Source organism: Saccharothrix algeriensis (assembly GCF_016907655.1).
Taxonomy (GTDB): domain Bacteria; phylum Actinomycetota; class Actinomycetes; order Mycobacteriales; family Pseudonocardiaceae; genus Actinosynnema; species Actinosynnema algeriense.
This window is the reverse complement of sequence record NZ_JAFBCL010000001.1, coordinates 1,171,221-1,195,769: the sequence shown is the minus strand read 5'-3', so window position 1 is coordinate 1,195,769 and position 24,549 is coordinate 1,171,221. Positions and strand designations below refer to the sequence as shown.

The 24,549-nt window shown below is 74.8% G+C and carries 22 protein-coding genes, 1 pseudogene and 1 riboswitch; of the genes and pseudogenes, 10 read left to right on the top strand and 13 right to left on the bottom strand.

Annotated features, from left to right (window positions below):
• Nucleotides 1–35: 35 nt before the first annotated feature.
• From JOE68_RS05070 to JOE68_RS05060, 3 genes are all read right to left on the bottom strand, one after another.
• The gene (locus JOE68_RS05070; RefSeq protein ID WP_204841176.1) at nucleotides 36–1,178 is read right to left on the bottom strand and encodes an ROK family transcriptional regulator; all 1,143 of its coding nucleotides are present in this window, start codon (nucleotides 1,176–1,178) and stop codon (nucleotides 36–38) included.
• A gap of 300 nt (nucleotides 1,179–1,478) precedes the next feature.
• Nucleotides 1,479–1,649: a DUF397 domain-containing protein gene (locus JOE68_RS05065; RefSeq protein WP_204841175.1), complete on the bottom strand. Its 171-nt coding sequence runs from the start codon at nucleotides 1,647–1,649 to the stop codon at nucleotides 1,479–1,481.
• Nucleotides 1,646–2,026, bottom strand: coding sequence for a Scr1 family TA system antitoxin-like transcriptional regulator (locus tag JOE68_RS05060; protein WP_204841174.1), 381 nt, complete (start codon nucleotides 2,024–2,026; stop codon nucleotides 1,646–1,648). The genes JOE68_RS05065 and JOE68_RS05060 overlap by 4 nt, the downstream gene beginning before the upstream one ends.
• Before the next feature lie 47 nt (nucleotides 2,027–2,073).
• On the opposite strand from JOE68_RS05060, the gene JOE68_RS05055 reads away from it, so the two are divergent.
• Together JOE68_RS05055 and JOE68_RS05050 are read left to right on the top strand one after the other, a co-directional pair.
• Complete coding sequence (locus tag JOE68_RS05055) at nucleotides 2,074–2,688, top strand: phosphatase PAP2 family protein (RefSeq protein WP_204841173.1); 615 nt, start codon at nucleotides 2,074–2,076, stop codon at nucleotides 2,686–2,688.
• 46 nt (nucleotides 2,689–2,734) lie between these two features.
• Nucleotides 2,735–3,490 (top strand): enoyl-CoA hydratase/isomerase family protein, encoded by a 756-nt coding sequence (locus JOE68_RS05050; protein WP_204841172.1) that lies wholly within the window; start codon nucleotides 2,735–2,737, stop codon nucleotides 3,488–3,490.
• Nucleotides 3,491–3,659: 169 nt separating this feature from the next.
• Here JOE68_RS05050 and JOE68_RS05045 read toward each other — a convergent pair whose 3' ends face one another.
• The 4 genes from JOE68_RS05045 to JOE68_RS05030 form a co-directional block, all read right to left on the bottom strand.
• Complete coding sequence (locus JOE68_RS05045) at nucleotides 3,660–3,941, bottom strand: DUF4235 domain-containing protein (RefSeq protein WP_307819533.1); 282 nt, start codon at nucleotides 3,939–3,941, stop codon at nucleotides 3,660–3,662.
• Nucleotides 3,938–4,351: a DUF3618 domain-containing protein gene (locus JOE68_RS05040; RefSeq protein ID WP_204841171.1), complete on the bottom strand. Its 414-nt coding sequence runs from the start codon at nucleotides 4,349–4,351 to the stop codon at nucleotides 3,938–3,940. Before JOE68_RS05040 ends, JOE68_RS05045 begins: the two co-directional genes overlap by 4 nt.
• The gene (locus JOE68_RS05035) at nucleotides 4,348–4,746 is read right to left on the bottom strand and encodes a phage holin family protein (protein ID WP_204841170.1); all 399 of its coding nucleotides are present in this window, start codon (nucleotides 4,744–4,746) and stop codon (nucleotides 4,348–4,350) included. Before JOE68_RS05035 ends, JOE68_RS05040 begins: the two co-directional genes overlap by 4 nt.
• A 290-nt stretch (nucleotides 4,747–5,036) precedes the next feature.
• On the bottom strand, nucleotides 5,037–5,861 hold the full coding sequence (locus JOE68_RS05030) for an alpha/beta fold hydrolase (protein ID WP_204841169.1): 825 nt from the start codon (nucleotides 5,859–5,861) through the stop codon (nucleotides 5,037–5,039).
• Between the two features lie 69 nt (nucleotides 5,862–5,930).
• Here JOE68_RS05030 and JOE68_RS05025 point away from each other — a divergent pair, with 69 nt between their 5' ends.
• Nucleotides 5,931–6,965, top strand: coding sequence for a sigma-70 family RNA polymerase sigma factor (locus JOE68_RS05025; protein WP_307819532.1), 1,035 nt, complete (start codon nucleotides 5,931–5,933; stop codon nucleotides 6,963–6,965).
• A gap of 70 nt (nucleotides 6,966–7,035) precedes the next feature.
• Here JOE68_RS05025 and trxA read toward each other — a convergent pair whose 3' ends face one another.
• Nucleotides 7,036–7,398 carry a thioredoxin gene (trxA, locus tag JOE68_RS05020; RefSeq protein WP_204841167.1) on the bottom strand — a complete coding sequence of 121 codons (363 nt, stop codon included), beginning with the start codon at nucleotides 7,396–7,398 and terminating at the stop codon, nucleotides 7,036–7,038.
• 167 nt (nucleotides 7,399–7,565) lie between these two features.
• Here trxA and JOE68_RS05015 point away from each other — a divergent pair.
• The 5 genes and pseudogenes from JOE68_RS05015 to JOE68_RS04995 all read left to right on the top strand — a co-directional run.
• Nucleotides 7,566–8,639: pseudogene (locus tag JOE68_RS05015) on the top strand (aminotransferase class V-fold PLP-dependent enzyme); the annotation flags it as partial.
• Between the two features lie 241 nt (nucleotides 8,640–8,880).
• Nucleotides 8,881–9,273 (top strand): pyridoxamine 5'-phosphate oxidase family protein, encoded by a 393-nt coding sequence (locus JOE68_RS05010; protein ID WP_204841165.1) that lies wholly within the window; start codon nucleotides 8,881–8,883, stop codon nucleotides 9,271–9,273.
• Nucleotides 9,274–9,332: 59 nt separating this feature from the next.
• Complete coding sequence (gene cbiE / locus JOE68_RS05005; protein WP_307819531.1) at nucleotides 9,333–10,562, top strand: precorrin-6y C5,15-methyltransferase (decarboxylating) subunit CbiE; 1,230 nt, start codon at nucleotides 9,333–9,335, stop codon at nucleotides 10,560–10,562.
• Complete coding sequence (cobM, locus tag JOE68_RS05000; protein ID WP_204841164.1) at nucleotides 10,559–11,302, top strand: precorrin-4 C(11)-methyltransferase; 744 nt, start codon at nucleotides 10,559–10,561, stop codon at nucleotides 11,300–11,302. Before cbiE ends, cobM begins: the two co-directional genes overlap by 4 nt.
• Nucleotides 11,299–12,039 (top strand): cobalt-precorrin-6A reductase, encoded by a 741-nt coding sequence (locus tag JOE68_RS04995; protein WP_307819530.1) that lies wholly within the window; start codon nucleotides 11,299–11,301, stop codon nucleotides 12,037–12,039. The genes cobM and JOE68_RS04995 overlap by 4 nt, the downstream gene beginning before the upstream one ends.
• On the opposite strand, the gene cobJ is transcribed toward JOE68_RS04995, so the two are convergent.
• The 3 genes from cobJ to JOE68_RS04980 are packed head-to-tail and all read right to left on the bottom strand — an operon-like array spanning nucleotide 12,014 to nucleotide 15,107.
• Nucleotides 12,014–13,486, bottom strand: coding sequence for a precorrin-3B C(17)-methyltransferase (gene cobJ, locus JOE68_RS04990; protein WP_204841163.1), 1,473 nt, complete (start codon nucleotides 13,484–13,486; stop codon nucleotides 12,014–12,016). The two genes, JOE68_RS04995 and cobJ, sit on opposite strands and share 26 nt — an antisense overlap.
• Nucleotides 13,483–14,103 carry a precorrin-8X methylmutase gene (locus tag JOE68_RS04985; protein WP_204841162.1) on the bottom strand — a complete coding sequence of 207 codons (621 nt, stop codon included), beginning with the start codon at nucleotides 14,101–14,103 and terminating at the stop codon, nucleotides 13,483–13,485. The genes cobJ and JOE68_RS04985 overlap by 4 nt, the downstream gene beginning before the upstream one ends.
• Nucleotides 14,100–15,107: a ferredoxin-like domain-containing protein gene (locus JOE68_RS04980; RefSeq protein WP_204841161.1), complete on the bottom strand. Its 1,008-nt coding sequence runs from the start codon at nucleotides 15,105–15,107 to the stop codon at nucleotides 14,100–14,102. Before JOE68_RS04980 ends, JOE68_RS04985 begins: the two co-directional genes overlap by 4 nt.
• Nucleotides 15,108–15,114: 7 nt before the next feature.
• A riboswitch (cobalamin riboswitch) is annotated at nucleotides 15,115–15,250 on the top strand.
• Nucleotides 15,251–15,284: 34 nt separating this feature from the next.
• On the opposite strand from JOE68_RS04980, the gene cobN reads away from it, so the two are divergent.
• A complete protein-coding gene (gene cobN, locus JOE68_RS04975) occupies nucleotides 15,285–18,887 on the top strand; it encodes a cobaltochelatase subunit CobN (RefSeq protein ID WP_204841160.1) in 3,603 nt (1,200 codons plus the stop codon).
• Between the two features lie 895 nt (nucleotides 18,888–19,782).
• The gene (locus JOE68_RS04970) at nucleotides 19,783–20,814 is read left to right on the top strand and encodes a LacI family DNA-binding transcriptional regulator (protein WP_204841159.1); all 1,032 of its coding nucleotides are present in this window, start codon (nucleotides 19,783–19,785) and stop codon (nucleotides 20,812–20,814) included.
• 51 nt (nucleotides 20,815–20,865) lie between these two features.
• Here the strand turns inward: JOE68_RS04970 and JOE68_RS32150 are convergent, their stop codons facing one another.
• Nucleotides 20,866–21,255, bottom strand: a complete 390-nt coding sequence (locus JOE68_RS32150) for a LapA family protein (RefSeq protein ID WP_204841158.1) — start codon at nucleotides 21,253–21,255, stop codon at nucleotides 20,866–20,868.
• 25 nt (nucleotides 21,256–21,280) lie between these two features.
• Nucleotides 21,281–24,004: an nSTAND1 domain-containing NTPase gene (locus JOE68_RS04960; RefSeq protein ID WP_204841157.1), complete on the bottom strand. Its 2,724-nt coding sequence runs from the start codon at nucleotides 24,002–24,004 to the stop codon at nucleotides 21,281–21,283.
• Between the last annotated feature and the right edge of the window lie 545 nt (nucleotides 24,005–24,549).

Sequence of the window (24,549 nt, the reverse complement as noted above, 5' to 3'; positions counted from 1 at the left end):
CGTCGTGGTCAATTTTGCGATTCGGTGAATTAACTTCAGGCGCACAGGTCGAGCGGGCTGCCGTAAATGGCGTCCAACACCACGGAACCCGCCGCGACGCTCAGCACGTCCGGCCCGAAACTGGTCGGCGCCACCGCGCCGGCCCGGTCGCCGACCTGGGCGCGCACCTCGTCCAGGCACTCGGGCAGGTGCACGACACCGGCTTCGGCGAGCACCAGCACCTCGGGGTTGACCAGGTCGAGCAGCAGCCCGACCGCCTGCCCGACGTGCCGGGCGCGCTCCCGCAGCACGTCGCGGGCGCGGCCGTCGCCGGCGCGCGCCCGGTCCACCAGCAGCGGCAGGGACGGCTCCGGGATCAGGCCCGCGCGGGCCGCCCGCTCGGCCACGGCCCGGTCGGACACCGTGGCCTGGAAGCAGCCGCGGCGCCCGCACGGGCAGTCCGCGGTGCTGCCGTCCAGCCGCAGGTGGGCGACGTTGCCGGCGGCCGAGCGCGGCCCGTGGTGCACGGCGCCGGCGGTGGCGATCGCCGCGTCGACCACGTTGCCGACGAACAGGTGCACCACGCTGGAGCGGCTGCGCTGGTCGCCGAACAGCTGCTCCGCGCGGGCCAGCGCCCGGCTGTGGCTCTCCACGTGCACCGGCAGGCCCAGCGGCTCCAGCGCCTCGCGCGCCGGGACGTCCCGCCAGCCGAGCTGGCTGTGCCGGACGACCGTGCCGCGCTCCGGGTCCACCCAGCCGCCGATCGCCAGCCCGAGGCCCAGCGCGGTGCGCTCGCCCAGGTGGTCGCGCAGGAAGCCGGGCAGCCGCCGCCGGACCTGCCCGAACACCGCCGCCGGGTCCGGCCCGGGGTGCGGCTCGCGGCTCCGGCTCAGGACCCGCCCGCGCAGGTCCACCAGCGACAAGGTGGTGTGCGACAAGGCGATGTGCACACCGCACACCGCGTACCGCGCCACGTCGATGTCCACCGGCACGTGCGGCCGGCCCACCGTCACCCTGGGCACGCGCGCCTCCGCCACCTCGCGCAGCAGGCCGAGGTCGGCCAGCTCCGCGTACTGCCGGGTGACGGCGGCGGCGGACAGCCCGGTCAGCCGCGCGATGGTGCTGCGCGCCACCGGGCCGTTGTCCAGCACCGACCGCAGGACGGTCGCCGCGGTCGTGGTCCTGCGACGTGGTCGCATCCCTGTCCCTCCCCGCTCGGGGTTGCCGGGTCCACAGTGGACTGGTCAGGCGGGGGCGGCACACATCGCGCTCGCCTGCCGACGGAAGTCGACGTGGCGGCGCGTGCACAGGGCGGGTGCCGGGGACATGGCCCGATGCTGGCACCCGGACCGGGCACCGGCCAAGGGGGCTTCAGGATGTGGGAAGGCCGGCCGCACCGTTGACGTGGCGGTGGGAGTGCGGCAACCAGGGAGCCGCCGACCGGGGCCGGTTCCTGGGGAGGTGGTGACCGGCCTGGGCCTGGAGCGGGCGGGGCGGTGTCAGGTGCGGGAGGTGAGGAACTTGGTCCAGGTGGTGCGGGGGAAGGAGAGGTGGGGGCCGGTGGGGTGTTTGGAGTCGCGGACGCCCACTGCGTCGGCCGTGAGGCGGACTTCGACGCACTGGGCGTTGTTCGCGCTGTGGCTCGACTTGAGCCAGTCGGAGTGCTTCACTCGAACTCCTTCCTGATCTGCTCGATCAAGCGGAGCGAACCGGTTCGATCGAGCGCGAAGCCCATCGCTTGCTCGTAGGCGAGACTGTACTCGCGGATGCGCATGGGTTGTTCGATCAGGTCGGTAGTGGAGATGGTCTCCTGCCACACCAACTGCGGGAGCCGGACACTGGCGAAGTCCATGACGTAGAAGCCCGAGCCGTCGAGTGCGTTGTAGCAGTCGGCGGTGAACGGGATGACCCGGACCTCGATCGTCTCCGGGTGCTCCTCGGCCGTGGTCGTGAGGTGCCGGAGTTGGTCGGCCATCACCGCCCGCCCTCCGACGTGTTGGCGCAACGCGGCCGGAGCCGCTGGCACATCACCCCAACCGGTGATCACCTGCGGCCACCGCTCCGCCGGCCACCACCCCGCCTTAGGCTCCGCGCATGGCCGCGCAACCGCCACCCCTGCTCGCCCGCGTGGTGACCGAGGTCCTCGCGCCGTGGGTGCTCGTGCTGAGCCTCCCGCTGCTGGTCGCCTGGCACGCCACGGGCGACGCGGCGCAGACCGCGGTGTGGGGCCTGGTCGTCGGCGTGACCGGCTCGGCGATCCCGATGGCGGTGGTGGTGCGCGGGGCCAGGCGGGGCCGGTGGGACGGCCACCACGTGACCAACCGCGAAGGCCGGCTGGTGCCGCTGTTCACCTGCGCGGCCTCGCTGGGCACCGGTATCGCGGTGCTGGTCTTCGGCGGCGCGCCGCAGCGGATGCTGGCGCTGTCGCTGTCGATGTTCCTCAGCCTGGTGGTGAGCATCGCGATCACGTTCGCGGCCCCGGTGCGGGGCGGGCGGGGCTGGAAGGTCTCGGTGCACACGGCGGTCGCGGCGGGGGCGCTGGGCGTGCTGGTCGTGACCTTCGGGTGGTGGACGCTGGTGTTCGCGCCCGCCGTGGCCCTGGTGGGGTGGTCGCGGGTGGCGCTGGGGGACCACACGGTGGCGCAGGTGGTCGGCGGCGCCGTGCTGGGCCTGGTGGTCGGCGGCCTGACGTTCTGGTGGCTGGCGTGAGGGTGCTCACGGCCCGCGCCGGCGGCGGTCGCCCTACTCTCCGGTGATGACGCTGAGACTGGACACGTCCGGCCCGGTCGCGACGCTGACGATCGACCGGCCCGCCAAGCGCAACGCCCTGAGCTACGAGATGTGGTCGGCGCTCCCCGCCCTGCTCGGGCGGGTCCGGGACGCCTCGGCCGTGCGGGTGCTGGTGATCCGGGGCGGGGAGCACTTCTCGGCGGGCGCGGACATCGGCGAGTTCACGCGGTTGCGCCGGGGAGCGGACGGGGCGGCGCGCTACGGAGAGGCGGTGCACGGCGGCGCGCAGGCCATCGCGTCGCTCGGGAAGCCGACGATCGCGGCCGTCAGCGGCTACTGCGTGGGGGGCGGGTGCGAGATCGCGCTGGCGTGCGACATCCGGGTCGCGTCGACCGGCGCGCGGTTCGGCATCCCGCCCGCGAAGCTGGGGATCGTCTACAGCCTGCCCTCGACCAAGCGGCTGGTGGACGCGGTCGGCCCGGCCTGGGCCAAGCAGATCCTGTTCGGCGCGGAACTGCTCGACGCGTCGACCGCCCTGCGGATCGGCCTGGTGAACGAGGTCCACGAGGACGTGGACGCCAGGGTGGAGCGGTTGTCGGCGTTGATCGCGGCGCGGGCGCAGGTGAGCGTGCGCGGTGCGAAGACGATCGTGGACCTCGTCACCGACGGCCGGTGCGAGGAGACCGGTGAAGTCCGAGCCCTGTACGACGAGGCCGTGCACAGCGCCGAGTACGAGGAGGGCGTGCGGGCCTTCCTGGAGAAGCGCCCGCCCCGGTTCTGACCGGCGGGCGCCGTTCCGTCGGCGCGTCCGGACGCGGGAAACCGCCGGGTGGGGCCCCGCCCTCCGGCCCCTGCTCGCCGAGCGGGGGCCGGAGGTGGTGCCACCCGGCGGATTCGTTGCCTGCCAAGGCTTCCTGTCGTGGGGACCGCGTCGCGGCGGGGAAGCCGCGCTACTTGTCGACGTCCTGGGTGTCGCCGGGCCACTCGCCGGTCAGCTTGTCGTAGCCGGTGGCGCCGCCGCGGTCGATCGCGGCCTTCACCAGGCCGAAGATCGCGCCCTGGATGGTGGCCGCGAGCAGCACCTCGCCCCAGCCGCGATCCCGCTGGGTGGCGGTGGGCGCCACCTTGTCACCGCTGATCAGCTTCCACACCTGGCCGAACAGCTTGCTCGCGGCCAACCCGCCGAGCACGCTGAACAGCATCCCGAGCGGTCGGTAGAGCAGCTTGTTCACGACCGGCACCCCCGCAGCACCCGCCACACCAGCAGGATCGCCGCGACGACGCCCGCGGCGATCAGGGCCGGGTGCCGGCGCACCTGCTCGGCGACCGGCGGCGGCAGGGAGTCAACGGCCTGCGAGGCCCTGTCCGACACCTGCGAAGTCACCTTGACGGCCGTCTCCTGCGCCTTCGCGGCCGTCTCCTGCGCCTTCTCCGCGGCGACGACGGCCGCGGAGTTCACGCGGCCGGCCACGGCCGCCGCGCCCTCCTTCACCTGCTCCACACTCTCGTGCGCGGTTTCCTTCACACGGGTGGGCACGTCCACTTTGTGCACCAGCGCCTCCACGGTGTCTCCGAGTTCGCCACGGGTCTTCTCGATGTCCGCGCGCAGCGCGTCCGGGTCCTGCGGAACGTCCTTGCTCATCGGTGGGCCCTCTCCTTCACCTGCGAGATGTCCCGCTTCACGCCGCTCACGGCCTGCTCGGGGATGGGCGGCGAGCCCTGGCTGACCTGCTTGCGGCCCATCAGGGCCAGGACGCCGGCGATCGCGAACACCGCGACGGCGACGACGAAGGCCGCCAGCCACGCGGGCATCACCAGCGCCAGCACCAGGACCAGCCCCGCGATCAACGCCATCCCGCCGAACCAGGCGAGCACACCCGCCCCGCCCAGCAGTCCGGCGCCCATGCCGACGTGCCGTCCCTTGGTCTTCACCTCGGCCACCGCGAGCTGGATCTCCTCGCGGGCGAGCCTGCTGACCTGTTCGGACAGTCGGCCGACCAGCTCCGCGGTGGACGGGTCGTGGGCGGGGTGGTTCATGGGCCGCCTCCTCTCATCGGCCCAGGGCTACCCAGTGGGCCCCGGGAGTACGCACCGGATCGTTTCGGGTGTAGGCGCCGGGTTACGGGGAAACCAGGGTGCGAGGATCGACGGCCGACCCGTAGGTGAGAGCAGGTCGCACCGGGTTTCACCGGCACGGCAGCGATGCCGTGACGCCGGAAGCAGAGGACGGGTGGACCCACCTGCCGCCGGCGATCCACGCGAGGGAAGGGGCGCCGGCGACGGCGCCCCTCCCGGCCCTCGGGCCCCGACCCGGCGGCCTTGGGGGCTCAGCCCTTCAGCACGACCCGCAGCCGGGTCGCGAACGCCTCCGGGTCACCCGCGAAACCCACGTGGTCACCGGGGAACATGGTCGGCTCCACGCCCAGTTCCCGCGCCAGCGCCCGGGACGTGCGGTCGCAGAGCTGGCCGCCGGACTCCTCGCCGAGGCCGACCACGACCCGGCACGGCGACGCGCGCAGGACGTCCAGGTCCGGCGCCCAGAGCGTGGTCGCGCGCAGCATCCGCCGGTACTGGTAGTCGTCGTCGGCGACGGCCTGGGCGTCGCGCTCGCTGCCGGCCATCTGCTGGAGCACCTCCTCCGGCAGGAAGATGTTCGCCACCTCCAGGAACTTCCGGAACGCGCCCACCGGGTCGCCGGCCTCGTAGGTGGCGATGATCTCCTCGGTCCGCGCCCGCAGTTCCTCGCGGTCCTCCAGCAGTTCGGCGAGCGGCGGCTCGTGGGCGACGGCCGTGTGCACGACCTCGGGGTGCGCCTGCGCGAGGGCCAGGGCGCTGACCGCGCCGCCGCTGGAGCCGAGCACCGCCGCCGGGCCGGCGGCCACGTGCCCGATGAGCCGGAACAGGTCGTCGGCGCGCTGCTCCGGGGTCGAGTCGCGCTCGCGGTCGTCCACCGGGCTGCGGTTGATGCCGCGCGGGTCCGTGGTGAGCACGGTGTGGTCGGCGGCCAGCAGGTCGGCCAGCGGCTCGAACGACCGGGCGTCCATCGGCGCGCCGACCAGCACCACCAGCGGGCCCCGGCCGCGCACCTCGTAGTGCAGTGACGCGTCGTCCACCCTCAGGGTGCCGACGGTGACGGTGTGCGTGCTGCTCATGGGAGCCTCCAGGTGTCGTCGATGGCCGTTCGCAGTGGTGACTCCCGCCGCGGGGCAGAATCGTCGGTCGTGAGCGAAGTTTTTCCCGCCCCGCCCGAACCGGACGCCGAACTGGACCTGGCGCGCGCCGGGGATGACGCCGCGTTCACCCGCCTGGTGGAGCCGCTGCGTCGCGAGCTGCACGCGCACTGCTACCGGATGCTCGGGTCGACCCACGACGCCGACGACGCGCTGCAGGAGGCCCTGCTGCGGGCGTGGCGGGGGCTGGGGCGGTTCGAGGGGCGCGGCTCGCTGCGGTCGTGGCTCTACTCGGTGGCCACGCGGACCTGCCTGGACGCCGTGCAGCACCGGGGCAGGCGGGCGCTGCCGATGGACCTCGGGCCGTCCGGCGACGGGGCCGGGTCCGGCGGCGGGCAGGGCGCGGACGTGGCCTGGCTCGGCCCCTACCCGGACGCGGGCCTGGCCGCCGCGCCGGCCGGGCCGGGCGCGCGGTACGAGCAGCGCGAGGCGGTGGAGCTGGCGTTCGTCGCCGCGCTGCAGCACCTGCCGGGCAACCAGCGCGCGGCGCTGCTGCTGTTCGAGGTGCTGGGCTTCGCCGTCGCGGAGATCGCGGGGATCATGGGCACCTCCACCACCTCGGTGAACTCGGCCCTGGCGCGGGCCCGGCGGGTCGTGGCGCGGAAGGTGCCGGCGGTCTCCCAGCAGCAGGCCCTGCGCAAGATCGACGACGTGCGGCTGCGGGAGGTCGTCACCGGGTTCGCGACGGCGCTGGAGCGCGGTGACGCGGACGCCCTGGTCGCGCTGCTCACCGAGGACGTGACCTGGTCGATGCCGCCGATGACCGGCTGGTACGCGGGGCGGGAGGCGGCGATGGACTTCGCGGTGCGGGTGCCGCTGACCTCGTGCGGCGCGTGGCGGCACCTGCCGCTGAGCGCGAACGGGCAGCCGGCCGTGGGCTGCTACCTGTGGGACGGGGCGGCCGGCGCGCACCTGGCGTGGTCGGTGAACGTGCTGACCCTGCGGGACGGGCTGATCTCCGCGATCACGTCGTTCGTGGGCGCGGAGCACTTCCGGCCGTTCGGGCTGCCCGGGAGCCTGGCCTGACCCCGTCCGCCGGGCCCGGGACGCCGAGGGGCGCCGACCGCGCGCGGTCGGCGCCCCTCGGGCTCGCCGGTCAGGCTTGCTGCTCGGCGACCTGCTTGTGCACCTCGTCCATGTCGACCTTGCGGGCCTGGTCGATCAGGTCCTCCAGGGCCGCCTCGGGCAGCGCGCCCGGCTGGGCGTAGAGCACCACGCCGTCGCGCACGATCATCAGGGTCGGGATCGACCGGATCTGGAAAGCGGCGGCCAGCTGCTGCTGGTCCTCGGTGTCGACCTTGCCGAACACGATGTCGGTGTGCTTCTGCGAGGACTTCTCGTAGACCGGCGCGAACCGCAGGCACGGCGCGCACCAGGCCGCCCAGAAGTCGACCAGGACCATGTCGGAGCCGCCGACCACCTCGTCGAAGTTCTCCGTGGTCAGCTCCACCGTGGCCATAGGTACTCCTCGCTCGACTGGTGGGGGGTTTGCGGCCCCCGGTTACCCCGTTCAACGAACGGGACACCCGAAGCATTCCATTTGAGTGATGTATGGCAACCCGTACGGGTGTAGTTTGCAGCGCGCACGGTCAGTCTTTCGTGAAGGTGTCACAGGTGGTCACGAGCATCCCGCCGTCCTACCTGGCCCAGTTCCGCGAGCCGGTGGGCTACCTCGACTTCGCCCGGTTCGGGCCGCCCGCGCACGCCGTGGTGGAGCTGACCGCGCGGTTGGCGGAGCGGGCGATGACCGCCGGGCCGTCCACCGTGGACGACCTGATGCGGCAGGAGGCGCGGGCCGAGGCCGCCGCCGCCCGGCTGTGCGGTGCGGGCGCCGGGAACGTCGTGCTGCTGCCGAACACCAGCACGGGGCTGTTCGGGATGGCGCTGGGGCTCTCCGGGGAGGTCGCGGTGTCGCCGGCCGAGTTCCCGGCGAACACCTACCCGTGGGTGCGGGCCGGCCGCGCGCGGGTGCGGTGGCTGCGGCCCGGTCCGGTGACGCCCGAATCGGTGCGCGACGCGCTGTCCGACGAGGTCACGGCGGTGTCGGTGAGCGCCGTGGACTTCCACACCGGGTACCGCGCTGACCTGGCGGCCCTGCGCGAGGTGGTCGGCGACCGGCTGCTGGTGGTCGACGGCATCCAGGGGTTCGGCGTGGTGGACGAGCCGTGGTCCGCGGCCGACGTCGTGGTCGTCGGTGGCCAGAAGTGGCTGCGCGCCGGGTGGTCGACCGGCTTCGCGGCGCTGTCGGACCGGGCACTGGACCGCCTGAGCCCGGTGCTGTCCGGCTGGACCGGCGTGGTGGACCCCGGCGTGTTCGACGGGGCGCCGCACCCGGTGGCGCCCGGCGCGGCGGCGTGGTCGGTCACCAACCCGAACCCGATCGCGGCGGGCGCGCTCGCGACGGCGCTGGAGCTGGTCGAGTCGGCCGGCGTCCCCGCGCTGCACGAGCGGATCGTCGAGCGGTCCGACGAGCTGGCGGAGGCGGTGCGGTCGGCGGGCGGGACCGTGGCGGCCCCGTGGGCGCGGCGGGCGGGCATCCTGTCGTTCACGCTGCCCGGCGTGCCGGCGCAGGTGGTGGGCCGGGCGCTGGCGCGGGCCGGCGTGACGGCGACCGCGCGGTCGGGCCGGGTCCGGCTCTCGCCGCACGCGTCCACGACGGCCGAGGCGGTGGCCCTCGTCGCGGCGGCGCTGCGCCCGCTGCGCGGCTGAGCGGGCGGCTGAGCTGGGCGGCCCCGCGAACCCCCCGGCTTCCCGAAGCGGTCCCGTCGCCGACCCGACGGCTTCCCGAAGCGGCCTGCCCCGGACCGGCGCCCCGAACCGGTGACCCCGGACCGGCGTCCCTGAACCGGCGCCCGCCCCGGACCGGCGTTCCCGGCCGGAGGCGGCCGAACCGGCGCGGCGCGTTTTCGACCGCGGCGCGGTCGTGCCGCATGATGCACCCATGCTGTCTGCCAAGGGCGAGGACTTCCGGGCGTTCTGGACCGAGCGCCACCTGTGCACGCTGACCACCCTGCGCGCCGACGGCACGCCCCACGTCGTGCCGGTGGGCGTCACGCTGGACGTGGAGTCGGCCACCGCACGGGTCATCGCCTCCCGCGGTTCGCACAAGGTGCGCCAGGTGCTCGCCGCCGGACCGGACGGCGCCCGGGTCGCGGTGTGCCAGGTGGACGGTGCGCGGTGGTCGACCCTGGAGGGGCGCGCGGTGATCCGGCAGGAGGCGGACGAGGTGGCCGACGCCGAGCGCCGGTACGCGCGGCGCTACCGGCAGCCGCGCCCCAACCCGGAGCGGGTCGTGATCGAGATCGCCGTCACGCGCGTGCTGGGCACGGTGTGAGCGGCCGTGAGCGGGTGGGTGGCGCGGGCGTGAGCAGCGCTGACCAGGGTGGTGCCGGCGTGAACAGCGCTGACCAGGGCGGTGCCGGCCAGGGCGGCGCGCACGACGTGATCGCCGTCGTCGGCATCGGCGCGGACGGCTGGGAGGGCCTGTCGGACGCGGCCCGCCGCGAGGTCGCCGCCGCCGACGTCCTGCTGGGCAGCGCCCGCCAGCTCGCCCTGGTCCCGGGCGGGGCCGAGCGGGTGGCGTGGCCCTCGCCGCTGGTCCCGGCGCTGCCGGGCCTGCTGGCCGCGCACGCCGGCCGCCGCGTGTGCGTGCTGGCCAGCGGCGACCCGATGTTCCACGGCATCGGCTCCACCCTCGTGCGGCTGCTCGGGGCCGACGCCGTGCGCGTGGTGCCGCACCCCTCGTCGGTGTCGCTGGCCTGCGCCCGGCTCGGGTGGGCGCTGGACTCGGTGGACGTGGTGAGCCTGGTGGGCAGGCCGGCGTCGCTGCTGGTGCCGCACCTGCACCCCGGCCGGCGGGTCCTGGTGCTGGGCGGGTCCCCCGCCGAGGTCGCCGCGCTGACCGGCGACGCCCGCCTGACCGTGCTGGAGCGGCTGGGCGGCCCCGACGAGCGCGTGCACCACGACCTCGCCGACGCCGACCCGCTGCACGTGCTGGCGGTGGAGTGCGCGGAGGGCGGGCACCCGCTGGTCCCCGGCCTGCCCGACGACGCCTTCGAGCACGACGGCCAGCTCACCAAGCGCGAGGTGCGGGCGGTGGCGCTGGCGCTGCTGGGACCGCGGCCCGGCGAGCTGCTGTGGGACGTGGGCGCGGGCTCGGGCAGCATCTCGGTCGAGTGGTCGCGCACGCACCCGGCGTGCCGGGCGATCGCCGTCGAGCGCGACGCCGCCCGCGCCGCCCGGATCGGCCGCAACGCCGCCGCGCTGGGCGTGCCCGGTGTCGAGGTCGTCGTCGGGGCGGTCCCCGGCGCGCTGGACCTGCCGACGCCGGACGCGGTGTTCATCGGCGGCGGGCTGACCGCGCCCGGCGTGGTCGAGCGCTGCTGGGCGGCGCTGCGGCCGGGTGGCCGGCTGGTGGCCAACGCCGTCACCCTGGAGTCCGAGGCCGTGCTCGCCCGGTGGCGCGGCGTGCTGGGCGGCTCGCTCACCCGGCTCTCGGTCAGCCGGGACAAGCCCGTGGGCGGGTTCACCGGCTGGCGGACCCACATGCCGGTGACCACCTGGGCCGTGACGAAGGGGCGGGCAGTGACCGGGACCGACACCGCAGCGGAGGTAGACCAGTGACCGTGCACTTCATCGGCGCGGGGCCGGGCGCGGCCGACCTGCTGACCGTGCGGGCGGTGCGCCTGCTGGAGACCTCCCCGGTGTGCCTGTACGCGGGCGCGCTGGTGCCCACCGAGGTCCTGGCGCACTGCCCGGAGGGCGCGCGGCTGGTCGACACCGCCAACCTCGACCTCGACCGGATCACCGACGAGCTGGCCGCCGCCCACGCGGCCGGCGCGGACGTGGCGCGGCTGCACTCCGGCGACCCGTCGGTGTTCAGCGCGATGGCCGAGCAGATGCGCCGGCTGGACGCGCTGGGCATCCCCTACGACGTGACACCCGGTGTGCCGGCGTTCGCGGCGGCGGCGGCGGCGCTGCGCCGGGAGCTGACCGTCCCCGGCGTCGGCCAGACCGTCGTGCTGACCCGGACCGCGGCCCGCGCCACCCCCATGCCGCCCGGCGAGGACCTGGCGGCGCTGGGCCGGTCCCGCTCCACGCTGGTGCTGCACCTGGCCGTGCAGCGGATCTCCGAGGTCGTGGCGGAGCTGACGCCCAACTACGGGCCCGACTGCCCGGTGGCCGTCGTCGCCTACGCGAGTCGACCGGACGAGCTGGTGCTGCGCGGCACGCTCGCCACGATCTCCGACCAGGTCGCGGCGGCGGGGGTGAAGCGGACGGCGGTGATCGTCGTCGGGGCCGTCCTGACCGCCCAGGACTTCCTCGACAGCCACCTCTACTCGACGGCCCGCTGCCGGTCGTGACCGCGCCGGGGAGGACCGGGCAGGGGAGGACCGTGCTGGTGCTGGGCGGCACCGGCGAGGCGCGCGAGCTGGCCCGGCGGGCGCTCGGCGCGGCGCGGGTGGTCTCCTCGCTGGCCGGGCGCGTCAGCTCGCCCCGGCTGCCCGAGGGCGAGGTCCGGGTCGGCGGCTTCGGCGGGGTCGACGGCCTGGTCGCCTACCTGCGGGCGGAGCGGGTCGACGCCGTGGTCGACGCCACGCACCCGTTCGCCGACCGCATCACGGCCAACGCCCTCGCCGCGACCGCCGCGGCGGGCGTGCCGCTGCTGGTGCTGCGCCGCCCCGGCTGGACCGAGCGGGAGGGCGACCGCTGGACGTGGGTCGACTCGATCGCCGAGGCGGCGGCGGTGGTCGGCGGGCGGCGCGCGCTGGTCACCACCGGGCGGCAGGGGCTGGGCGCGTTCGCGCGCGGCGTGGCGCGCACCGTCGACCCGCCCGAGGGCGCCACCGCGCTGGAAGTCGTCCTCGACCGCGGGCCCTACACCCTCGACGGCGAGGTGGCGCTGATGCGCCGGCACGCCGTGGAGGTCCTGGTGACCAAGGACAGCGGCGGCTCGATGACCGCCGCCAAGCTCGACGCCGCCCGCCTGCTGGGCCTGCCGGTGGTGCTGGTGCGCCGCCCGCCCGCGCCCGCCGCGCCGACGGTCGCGACCGTCGACGCGGCGCTGGACTGGCTCAGGACGGGTAGCGCCGGGGCGTGAACACCGCGCCCCGGTCGGTGCGGCGGGTCTGCGACGAGCCGATCAGCAGCAGGCAGCGCATGTCGACGTCGTTCGGGTCGAGGTCGGCCAGCCGCACCACCCAGACGGTCTCCTCCGGCCCGCCGACGTCCCGGCCGATCACCACCGGCGTGTCCGGCGACCGGTGCTCCAGCAGCAGGTCCCGGGCCGCGGCCACCTGCCAGGTGCGGCTGCGCGACGCCGGGTTGTAGATCGCCAGCACCAGGTCCGCCGCGGCGGCGGCGGCCAGCCGCCCGGCGATGACGTCCCACGGCTTGAGCCGGTCCGACAGCGACACCACGCAGTAGTCGTGCCCGAGCGGCGCGCCCGCCCGGCTGGCCACGGCGTGCGCGGCGGTCAGGCCGGGCAGCACGCGCACCGGGACGTCCGCGAACTGCTCCTCGGCGGCGACCTCCAGCACGGCGCTGGCCATCGCGAACACCCCGGGGTCGCCCGAGGAGACCACGGCGACCCGCCGGCCGCGCCTGGCCAGGTCCAGCGCGAACGCCGCCCGCTCGGACTCGACCTTGTTGTCCGAGGCGTGCCTGCGCTGCCGCGGGGCGGTGGTGACGCGGTCCAGGTAGGTGACGTAGCCCACCAGGTCGTCGGCCTCGGCGAGCGCCCGGCGCGCCTCGGGGGTCAGCCACCGCGGACCGGCCGGCCCGAGCCCCACGACGACGACCTCGCCCGGCCCGGCGGCCCCGTCCGGCGCCGGCCGCGCGTCGGCCCGGCTGGGCAGCAGGGCCAGCGAGAAGTACGGCACGCCGTCGGCGTCCACTTCGGACAGCGGCGCGGTGCGCTGCCCGCCCGTGGTGGCGCGCTCCACGTACCACGCCTGGTCCAGCCGCCCGGCGCGCTCCAGCGCCTCCCGCACGCGCGGGAAGGTGCGGCCCAGCTTCACGACCGCCACCGGGTCGCCCGCCGCCAGGTGCTCGGCCAGCACGTCCACCGGCAGCGTGCCCGGCAGCACGGTCAGCACCTCGTCCCGCTCCACCAGCGGCTTGCCGAGCACGGCCGCCCCGGCGCTGACCGACGTGACCCCCGGCACGACCTCGGCGGGGTAGCGGTCGGCGAGGCGCTTGTGCAGGTGCATGTACGAGCCGTAGAAGAACGGGTCGCCGGCGGCCAGCACCACCACCGTGCGGCCGGCGTCCAGGTGCGCGGCCAGCCGTTCGGCGCACTCGGCGTAGAACGCGTCGATCTCGCCCTGGTAGTCGGGGGAGTCCTCGGTCGTCACCGGGTAGACCAGCTGCTCCTCCACCTGGTCGCCGCGCAGGTAGGGCTCGGCGATCGCGCGCGCGACGCTGCGGCCGTGCCGGGCGCTGTGGTAGACCACGACGTCGGCCTCGCCGATCAGGCGGGCCGCCTTGACCGTCACCAGTTCCGGGTCGCCCGGACCCACCCCCACGCCGTACAGCCTGCCGGTCATTCTTCCTCGCTCGCGATCGCGTTGACGGCCGCCGCGGCCATGGCGCTGCCACCGCGCCGCCCGTGCACGACCAGGTGCTCCAGGTCGCTGTCGGCCAGCGCCTGCTTGGACTCGGCCGCGCCGATGAAGCCGACCGGGATGCCCAGCACGGCCGCCGGGCGGGGCGCGCCCGCCGCGACGAGGTCGAGCAGGTGGAACAGGGCGGTCGGGGCGTTGCCGATGGCGACCACCGCGCCGCCCAGCCGGTCGCCCCACAGCTCCAGGGCGGCGGCGCTGCGGGTGTTGCCCAGCTTCGCGGCGAGTTCGGGGACCCGCGGGTCGCCCAGCGCGCACAGCACCTCGTTGTCCCGCGGCAGCCGGCGGCGGGTCACCCCGGAGGCGACCATCTGCGCGTCGCACAGGACGGGCGCGCCCGCCTCCAGCGCGGCCCGCGCCGCCGACACGACGCCGGGGGAGCAGGCGATGTCCCGGACCAGGTCGACCATGCCGCAGGCGTGGATCATCCGCACCGCGACGCGCGCGACGTCGGCGGGCAGCCCGCCCAGGTCGGCCTCCGCGCGGATGGTGGCGAACGACCGGCGGTAGATCTCCGCCCCGTCCTTGATGTAGCTGGTCACCTGATCTCCTCGTACCCGTGCCCGGTCGCGACGAACTCCACCACGTCGCCCGCCGGGCGACCGCACCGCCGCGCGCAGCCCGACCAGTGCACCGGGCCGTCGTGCGGTGCTCCGATCCACCGTGCCGCGTCGGCCCGCACGTCCGCCAGCGACTTGGCGCACCCCGGCCGGCCGGTGCACGCGCTCACCCCGTGCCACGGCGAGGCCGGGTCGGTGAACAGGCCGGAGGTGTCCGCGCCCGCCGGCAGCACCAGGCTGCGCCACGGCGTGATGCGCACCGGCGTCCCGGCCAGCAGGCGGGCGTCCAGCCGGCCCAGCGGCACCCCGGCCACCACCCGGTCGCCCACCGGGCCCGGTGCGACCGGAGTCACAGCGGTGTCCAGCGCCGGCGGGCCCGCGACGCCCAGCGCGGCGGTGATCTCCCGCACACCGCCGTCCACTTCGGACAGCCGCCACGCGGGGCCGCGCAGCCGCTGGAACAGCCGGGCCGCCCGCACCACCGCGGCCACCGGGTCGGCCACCCGCAGCCCGGTGTCCCGGCCCGCCAGCAGCAGCGCGTCCCCGACCAGCCCGACGTCGCCGCCCAGGCCGGCGACCGCCGCGCCCACCGTGACCAGGAACCGGCCCGGCAGCTCGGACAGTTCGGGAACCCGGCACAGCGCCCGGTCGACCTCGTCGACCAGGGCCTGGTTGTCCTCCAGCGGCGCGGCCACGATGTTGCGCACCCGCTCGTGGGTGCGCGAGGGCAGCAGGCCGGCCTCCCGCAGGCGCGCCCCCAGCTCGTGCTCCGCGCCCGGCGCCAGGCCCCTGATCTGCAGGTTCGCCCGCGAGGTCAGCTCGATCCACCCGTCGCCCAGCTCCAGCGCGGCGGTGCGCACGGCGTCGAACCGGGCCGCCGACAGCGTGCCGCCGGGCACCCGGACGCGGGCCAGCCCGCCGTCGGCCGCCCGGTGCACGTCGACCGCGCCGGGGCAGGCGTCGGGGCGCTCACGGTCCTGGGGCATGGGCTGGATGCTAGCTGGCGGTTAGGGTGTCGTTCGAACGGCGAAGCAACAGGAGGAAGCCGGTGCGAATCCGGCGCGGTCCCGCCACTGTGACCGGGCGCCAGCCCGGGAGTCAGGAACTCCGCTCCGCCGTCCCCTACGACCTGGGGCGAGGACCCCCGAGGGATGGAGCCGCACGTGATCCTGCTGCTGTCGACCTCCGACACAGACCTGCTGTCCGCCCGTTCCAGCGGCGCCGACTTCCGGCTGGGCAACCCCGCCCGGCTGACCGTGGACGACCTGCCCGCCCTGGTGGAGGGCGCGGACCTGGTCGTGGTCCGCATCCTGGGCGGCCGGCGGATGTGGGAGGAGGGGCTGGACTGGCTGCTGGCCGGCCCCCGGCCGGTGGTGGTGCTCGGCGGCGAGCAGAACCCCGACGCGCCGCTGATGGAGCTGTCGACCGTGCCCGGCGGCGTCTGCGCCGAGGCGCACGCCTACCTGGCGCACGGCGGACCGGCGAACCTCGCGGAGCTGCACGACTTCCTGTCCGACACGGTCCTGCTGACCGGCTTCGGGTTCGCGCCGCCGCGGGCGACGCCGAGCTGGGGCGTGCTGGAGCGCACCGCGCCCGCGGGCGACCCGGGCGACGGCAACCCGGACGGGGCAGCCGCGGACACCCGCCCGGTGGTCGCGGTCCTGTACTACCGGGCGCACCACGTGGCGGGGAACACGGCGTTCGTGCACGCCCTGTGCGACGCGATCGAGGTCAAGGGCGGGCGCCCGCTGCCGATCTACTGCGCGTCGCTGCGCACCGCGGAGCCGGAGCTGCTGGCGGAGCTGGGCAAGGCCGACGCGCTGGTGGTGACCGTGCTCGCGGCCGGCGGCTCGAAGCCCGCCGCCGCCTCGGCCGGTGGCGAGGACGACGCCTGGGACGTGGGCGCGCTGGCCGCGCTGGACGTCCCGATCCTCCAGGGGCTGTGCCTCACCAGCAGCCGCGCGGCGTGGGAGGCCAACGACGACGGGCTCTCCCCGCTGGACACCGCGACGCAGGTCGCGATCCCCGAGTTCGACGGCCGGATCATCACCGTCCCCTTCTCGTTCAAGGAGATCGACGAGGACGGCCTGACCGTCTACGTCGCCGACCCGGAACGGGCGCTGCGGGTGGCCGGCACCGCCGTGCGGCACGGGCGGCTGCGGCACGTGCCGCCCGCGCGGCGGCGGATCTGCGTCATGCTCTCCGCGTACCCGACCAAGCACTCCCGCATCGGCAACGCGGTGGGCCTGGACACGCCCGCCAGCGTCGTGCGGCTGCTGCGGGCGTTGCAGGACAACGGGTACGACATCGGCGAGGACCTGCCGGGCGTGGTCAACCTCGACGGCGACGCGCTGATCCACGCCCTCATCGCGGCCGGCGGCCAGGACGCCGACTGGCTGACCGAGGAGCAGCTCCAGGGCAACCCGGTGCGCCTGCCCGCCGCCCGCTACCGCGAGTGGTACGCGACGCTGCCCGAGGACGCCCGCGAGGAGATGGAGCGGCACTGGGGGCAGGCGCCCGGCGAGCTGTTCGTCGACCGCTCGCGGGACCCCGACGGGGAGATCGTGCTGGCCGCGCTGCGGTCGGGCAACGTCGTGGTGATGGTGCAGCCGCCGCGCGGCTTCGGCGAGAACCCGATCGCCATCTACCACGACCCGGACCTGCCGCCCAGCCACCACTACCTGGCCGCCTACCGCTGGCTGGAGGACGAGTTCCGCGCCGACGCCGTGGTGCACGTCGGCAAGCACGGCAACCTGGAGTGGCTGCCGGGCAAGACCGTCGGCATGTCGGCGGGCTGCGGCCCCGACGCCGCGCTGGGCGACCTGCCGCTGATCTACCCGTTCCTGGTCAACGACCCCGGCGAGGGCACGCAGGCCAAGCGCCGCGCCCACGCCACCCTGGTCGACCACCTGGTGCCGCCGATGGCGCGCGCCGACAGCTACGGCGACATCGCCCGCCTGGAGCAGCTGCTGGACGAGCACGGCAACATCGCCGCGATGGACCCGGCGAAGCTGCCCGCGATCCGCGCGCAGATCTGGACGCTGATCCAGGCCGCGAAGCTCGACCACGACCTCGGCATCACCGACCGGCCGCACGACGCCGAGTTCGACGAGCTGATCCTGCACGTCGACGGCTGGCTGTGCGAGATCAAGGACGTCCAGATCCGCGACGGCCTGCACGTCCTCGGCGAGGCGCCGACCGGGCAGACCCGCGTCAACCTCGTGCTGTCGATCCTGCAGGCCAAGCAGATGTGGGCCGGCCAGGTGGCCGCCCTGCCGGGGCTGCGCGAAGCGCTGGGGCTCGCCGACGACACCCGCGCGGCCACCGACGCGGTGGAGGCGCGGGCCCGCGAACTGGTGCAGGCCATGGAGGACGCGGACTGGGACCCGGCGGTGGCGCGCACGCTGACCGACTCCGAGGACGTGGCGCGCATCCTGGAGTTCGGCGCGATCGAGGTCGTTCCCCGGTTGGCGCGCACCACGGACGAGGTGGCCAACCTGCTGCACGCGCTGAACGGCGGCTACGTGCCGGCGGGCCCGAGCGGTTCCCCGTTGCGCGGACTGGTGAACGTCCTGCCGACCGGCCGCAACTTCTACTCGGTCGACCCCAAGGCGGTGCCCTCGAAGCTGGCCTGGGAGACCGGTCAGGCGATGGCGGACTCGCTGCTGGAGCGCTACCGCGCCGACACCGGCGAGTGGCCGCCCTCGGTCGGCCTGTCGGTGTGGGGCACCAGCGCGATGCGCACCTCCGGCGACGACATCGCGGAAGTCCTCGCGCTGCTGGGCGTCCGGCCGGTGTGGGACGACCAGTCGCGGCGGGTGACCGGCCTGGAGACCGTGCCCCTGGCGGAGCTGGGCCGGCCCCGGATCGACGTGACGGTGCGGATCAGCGGCTTCTTCCGGGACGCCTTCCCGCACGTGGTCGCGCTGCTGGACGACGCGGTGCGCATGGTGGCCGCGCTCGACGAGCCCGCGCAGGACAACTTCGTCCGCGCCCACGCCCGGGCGGCGCTGACCGAGCACGGCGACGAGCGCCGCGCCACCATGCGGATCTTCGGCTCCAAGCCGGGCGCGTACGGCGCGGGCCTGCTGCCGCTGATCGACAGCCGGAACTGGCGCGACGACGCCGACCTCGCCGAGGTCTACGCCGTGTGGGGCGGTTACGCCTACGGCCGCGAGCTGGACGGCGTCGCCGCGCGGCCGGACATGGAGAGCGCGTACAAGCGGATCGCCGTGGCGGCCAAGAACATCGACACGCGCGAGCACGACATCGCCGACTCGGACGACTACTTCCAGTACCACGGCGGCATGGTGGCGACCGTCCGCGCGTTGACCGGCAAGGCCCCCGCCGCCTACGTCGGCGACAGCACCCGCCCCGACGCCGTGCGCACCCGCACGCTGCACGAGGAGACCAACCGGATCTTCCGGGCACGCGTGGTGAACCCGCGCTGGTTGGCCGCCATGCGCAAGCACGGGTACAAGGGCGCTTTCGAGCTGGCCGCGACGGTCGACTACCTGTTCGGCTACGACGCGACCACGGGCGTGGTCGCGGACTGGATGTACGAGCAGCTGGCCGCCAGCTACGTGCTGGACCCGGAGAACCAGAAGTTCCTGACCGAGTCGAACCCCTGGGCGCTGCACGGCATCTCCGAACGCCTGCTGGAGGCGGCCGACCGGGGGATGTGGGAGCACCCGGAGGCGGACACGCTGGAAGCGCTGCGCGCGGTCTACCTCCAGACCGAGGGCGACCTGGAGGACGGCCGCTGACCCCGGCCCCACTGCCGCCGGGCCGGAACACCCCGCGCCCGGCGGCAACCGCCGACCACACCCCGACCGACCCACGCTCCGCCTCTTGCTCTTGGGTTCGGCACGCCCCGTGCAGCCCGGTGCCTTCGTGTTCTCCCCGTATGGCCTGCCCGGAGGGCTACCATGCTTTTCCTGGGGGTGCAAGCACGCTTTTCGCTTGCACCCCCAGGAAAAGCATGGTTGTCTTTGACAGGTCATGCGGGGGGAACACGACCGCTCTTTCTTTTCCTTCTCCTTGGCGGCCTGCCTGTCCGGCGAGGACTCTTTAAAGCTCTTCAGCCTCGATCGGTACAGCACCTAATCTCACCCGGATCGGTGCGCGACCCAGGTATGAAGAGCGGCCGGGAGGCCCCCAAGGAGGAGGAAAAGAAAGGGCGGTCGTGTTCTCCTCCCCGCACGGCCTGCCGAAGGCAATCAGGGTTTCTGGGGGGTGTCAAGCGAAAAGCGTGCTTGACACCCCCCAGAAACCCTGATCGGGCTGCGCCCAGGCCGTACGGGGAGGAGAACACGAAGCGACCGGTGTGTGCACGAGGTGCAGCACCGCTGCGTGCAAAGCGCACTAGGTGCGGCGCTGCTTCGTGGGAAGCGGAGCAGGGTGCTGTCGCTTCGTCCGCTGCGCAAAGGCGTACCTTCGTTCACTGCGCGAAGGTGCGCCTTTCCCGGGTGAAAAGAGCAGGGGTGTGCTGGTTCGGTGCGCATTTCGGCACTGCGCGCGGCCGGGAACGCCTCGTCGTCGGGCTTCCTCCCCGTTGCACCCCCTGACCGCATCGGCAATCCGGCGGATACGCCATAAGATGATCGCCATGGGTTACCAGCACGCAGCTCCCATCAGCGCGCCCGCAGCGGCGGACGCCCCGTGAGCGGCGTCGTCGGCCCGTCGAAAGGGCGTCGGTCGGGTGCCCGGCTGGCCGAGGTGGCGCGGGCGGCCGGGGTGTCGAAGTCGACCGTGTCGCGGGTCATCAACGGCGAGCCGTACGTCAGCCCCAAGGCGCGGGACGCGGTGCGCCAGGCCATCGCGCGCCTGGGCTACAGCCCCAACCAGGCGGCCCGCACGCTGGCGGGCAACCGGGCGAACTGCATCGCCCTGGTGGTCTCCGAGCCGGGCAGCAGGGTGCTGGCCGACCCGTTCTTCGCGGGCGTCCTGCGCGGCGCGTACGCGGAACTGGCGGGCAAGCGGGTCCAGCTCGTGCTGATGATGAGCAAGGAGGGCGACGAGCAGGACCTGGTGAACTACCTGTGCGGCGGCCACGTCGACGGCGTGCTGGTGGTCAGCCTGCACGGCCAGGACCCGTTGCCCCGCACGCTGATCGACGCGGGCCTGCCCGCCGTCGTCGGCGGCCGGCCGCTGGGCGCCGGGGGAGTGCCCTACGTGGACTCGGACAACTTCAACGGCGCGGTGGCGGCGGCCCGGCACCTGGTGTCGGGGGGTCGCCAGCGCATCGCCACGATCGCCGGCCCGCAGGACATGGCGGCGGGCATCGACCGGCTCTCCGGGTGGAAGCGGGAGCTGGGGCAGGCCCGGTTGCCGGCGGACCTGGTGGCCCACGGCGATTTCACGCCGGAGGGCGGCGCGGCGGCGATGGCGGAGCTGCTGGACCGCGCGCCCGACCTGGACGCGGTGTTCGTCGCCTCGGACGTCATGGCCCTGGGCGCGCTGCGGACCCTGCGCGAGCGGGGCAGGCGGGTGCCGCAGGACGTGGCGGTGGTCGGCTTCGACGACCTGCTGACCGCGTCGGCCGCCGAGCCGCCGCTGACCACGGTCCGGCAGGACGTCGAGCAGCTGGGCCGCACGCTGACGTGGCGGCTGATGGCGGAGCTGGCCGGTGAGGACGACCTGCCGCCGTTCGTGCTGCTGCCGACCGCGCTGGTGGTGCGCTCCAGCTCCTGACCGCGGCCGTGATCGCGGCCGACGGCGGGCGGGAGCCCGCCGGTCGCGGTGTCAGCGCCGGTGCAGCTCCCGCTTGGCCTGGCGGCGCAGCTGGAGGATGCGGGCCGCGCCGACCAGCGCCACCACCACCGCGCCGCCCATCGCGGCGAACAGCAGCGCCAGGCCGAGGGGCAGGGTGCTGGACACGCCGAAGAAGGTGATCGTCGCGTCGGTGAGGTTCTGGAGGATGAAGACCAGCAGGACGATCAGCACGACGATGGAGGCCACCACCGCCACCCAGGTGCCGCTGATCCTGGTCGGCCTCGGCTTGTGGCCCGGGGTGGGCGCGGGACCCACCGGGGTGGGCGTGGGGTCCACCGGGGTGGTGGCCGGGGGCGGACCGTCCGGGACCGGGGCGGCCGGGATCGCGGCGGTGCGGTCCTCGTCACGGGGAGTGGTCACGCCGCGATTATCGGCCTGCCGGGCGTCATCCGCACGGTGGGCGGTAGTCGATGCCCTCGAAGGTGCGCCGCCACTCGTCCTCGGCGATCGGCTCGTCCGCGGCCTCGCACAGCTTCGCGATGACGACCTCCACGTCGAACTCCCAGGACCGGGTCGTGCCGTCGGCGTTCGAGGTCACCACCCAGTCCGGGGTGTCACCGAAGCCGATGCCGTACACGCCCTCGGTGTGACCGCTGATCCGGGCGCGCTGCGCCGGCCGGTCCCGGTCGGCCAGGTCCCACAGCCGGACCGTGCCGTCCTTGCCCGCGGAGGCCAGGGCGCGGCCGTCGCGGCGGAACCCCAGGCTCAGCACCTTGTCCGAGTGGCCCTCCAGGGTGGCGACCTGGGTCGGCGCCCACGGGTCGGTCAGGTCCCACAGGCGGATGGCGCCGGTCGCCCCGGCCACGGCGATGGTGCGGCCGTCGTGGCCCAGGGCGAGGGTCGAGACGTCGCGCCCGTCGTCCAGCTCACCGATCTGCCGCGGCTGCCGCGGGTCGGCCAGGCTCCACAGCCGGACCGTGCTCTGGTTGTCGATGGTGGCCAGGACCCTGCCGTTCGGGCTGAACGCGATGTCGCTGATCCAGTGCGGGTGGCCGGACAGGACGGCCAGCAGGGACGGCTCGTCCGGGTTGGTGGTGTCCCAGACCTTCGCCTCGGCGGCGCGCTCCACCGTCACCAGCAGGCTCCCGCCCGACGGGGCGAACGCGATGCGGGTGACCGCGCCGGTGAAGGTGTGCGCGACCACGGGGTTGCGGGCGTCGGTCACGTCCCAGACGCGGGCGTCCGGCTGCTCCGCGGTCGTCGCGTAGGCGCGCTGGGACTGCGTGACGGCGAAGGAGGTCACGGTGTTGCGCGGGGTCAGCAGGCGGCCGAGCCGCTGGTAGATCCGGTCGTCGGCGATCTCCGGCGCGCGGGCGGTCGGGACCTGCGCGCCGTCGGGGATCACCACCGGGCCGGAGGGCAGCACCGAGCGGCTGACCATGTCCAGGCCGCTCGCCGCGTGGGCGCTGAGCACCTGGTCGCGCAGGTCGTCGGTGCCGCTGAGGCGGTAGGCCGCGATCATCATCTGGTTGGCCAGGTCGGGGTTGCCCGCGTCGCGGCGGCTCTGCGCCTCGTTGGCGACGTAGCGGGCCACCGACAGGTTCCGCTCGGCCGCCGCCTGCTTCTGCGCGCGGATCGCCAGGACCACCGCGCTGGTGGCGAACACCAGCAGCACCAGCAGCAGCGCGACGAGCTGGTGCAGCCGGCGGGTGCGGCGGTGGGCCAGCGTGCGCTCCTGGTCGCGGGCGGCCAGGCTGGCGGCCAGGAAGTCGCGCTCCATCGCGCTGGGGCGCACGCCGTCGCGCCGCGTCCACTCCACGGCCGCGTCCAGGGGGGAGCCCCGGTACAGCGCGTCCGGGTCGCGGTCCAGCGAGTCCCAGGTCGCGGCGGCCTCGGTGAGCCGGCGCATGGTGCGCAGGCCGTCCCGGTCGTTGGCCAGCCAGTTGCGCAGCCGCGGCCACGAGCGGATCAGCGCCTCGTGGGCGATCTCCACCGTGTCCCGGTCCAGCGTCAGCAGCCGGGCGTGGGCCAGGCGGTCCAGGACGACGTCCACGTCCACGTCGGCGTCCAGCTCGGCGCGCGGCAGGCGGCGCTTGGTGTCCTCGGTGCCGTCGCCCAGGGCGGTCAGCCGCAGGAACACCTGGCGGGCCAGGACGCGCTGGTGCTTCTCCAGGGAGGTGAAGGTGCGCTCGGCGGTCTGGGCGATGGCGTGCTGGATGCCGCCGGCCGCCTCGTAGCCCGCCAGGGTCAGGGTGGTGCCGCGCCGCCGCCGCCAGGTCTCCAGCAGCGCGTGCGACAGCAGCGGCAGCACCCCGGCCTGGCCCGTCGCGTCCGCGATGAGCCTGCTGACCAGGGCCGTCTCCACCGTGCAGGACGCCTTGACGGCGGGCTGCATGATCACCTGGCGCAGCTCCTCCGGGCCCATCGGGCCCAGCAGCAGCTGGGCGTCGGTCAGCGCGTCGACCAGCCGGGGGTGCTGGGCGCAGTGGCCGTAGAAGTCGGCGCGCACGCCGAGCACCACCCGGCACGGGGCGGTGAGCAGGGCGTCCACGAAGGCGGCGCGCTGCTCGGCGTCCGGGCAGAGGGTGAAGACCTCCTCGAACTGGTCGACGACGAGCAGGTCGTGGGTCAGGTCCAGCTTCTCCGGCAGCACGTCCAGCTCGCCGGGCGTGGTCAGCACGGTCGTGCCGGGCAGGCGCGGCACGAGGCCGGCGCGCAGCAGCGAGGACTTGCCCGCGCCGGACGCGCCGAACACCGCGACGAACCGGCGGGCGGTGATGCGCGCTTCCAGGTCCTCCAGGACGCGGTCGCGGCCGAAGAACCACTCGGCGTCCCGCGTGCCGTACGGGGCGAGGCCCGCGTAGGGCGGGTGGGCCTCGTCCGGGTTCGCGGCCGGCGCGGGCTGGACCTCGGCGGCGACCCGGCGCCAGCGGTCCTCCCACTCGTCCACGTCGCCCTCGCAGGCGCGCACGTAGGCCAGCGTCACGGCCAGGCTGGGCAGCTTCCGCCCGCCCGCCGCGTCCGACAGCGTGGTCGCCGAGTAGTGCGCGCGGGCTCCGAGCTGCCGGTAGCTGCAACCACCGGCCTTGTCCCGCAGCGCCCTCAGGTCGGCTGCGAACTTCAGCAGCGGACTGTCGCCGACGTCCAACGGGCGCTCTCCACGCGGCACCGGGTTCACCCCCTGACAAGGTTCCCCGAATTCTCCGCAGCGGCCGGGGTGTCGACAAGGTTTTCCGCGTCGCTCCGCACCGTGTCGCGCCGGGTGCGCGCATACGGGTGAACATCTCCAGGGCCGTTCGCCGGTGTTCCCCTCCTCGGGCGGGCTCCGGGCGACCGGGCTCGGTCGCCCGGTCCATCGGTTCCGCATGGTTCTCGGCGGGTGTTCGCCGGTTGCCTACGTCCGAACGGCGGGGGTGCGGGTACTCCGGTGGACGTGCGTGCCGTCTGAATGGACTACCGTGCGCCTTGCCGATCTGCGCTGCGGGCGTCCCCGACCGTGCCGTGCGACGGCGTGGTGCCGCCTGGGGGCGGTGGCGGGGCCGTTCGAGCGCCCGTCCGAGGTCGTGGTGCCGGTCCGCCCTTTCGCCGAGTAAGTCCACTGTGGACATGATCGAGCCGATCCCGTGCAGTGACAACGGTTCCCGGGTGTGCCCTTCCTCCGCAGCCGTCGACAGGGGCGCGTTGGCGACCCTCGTCGCGGGTTCCGACTCGTCC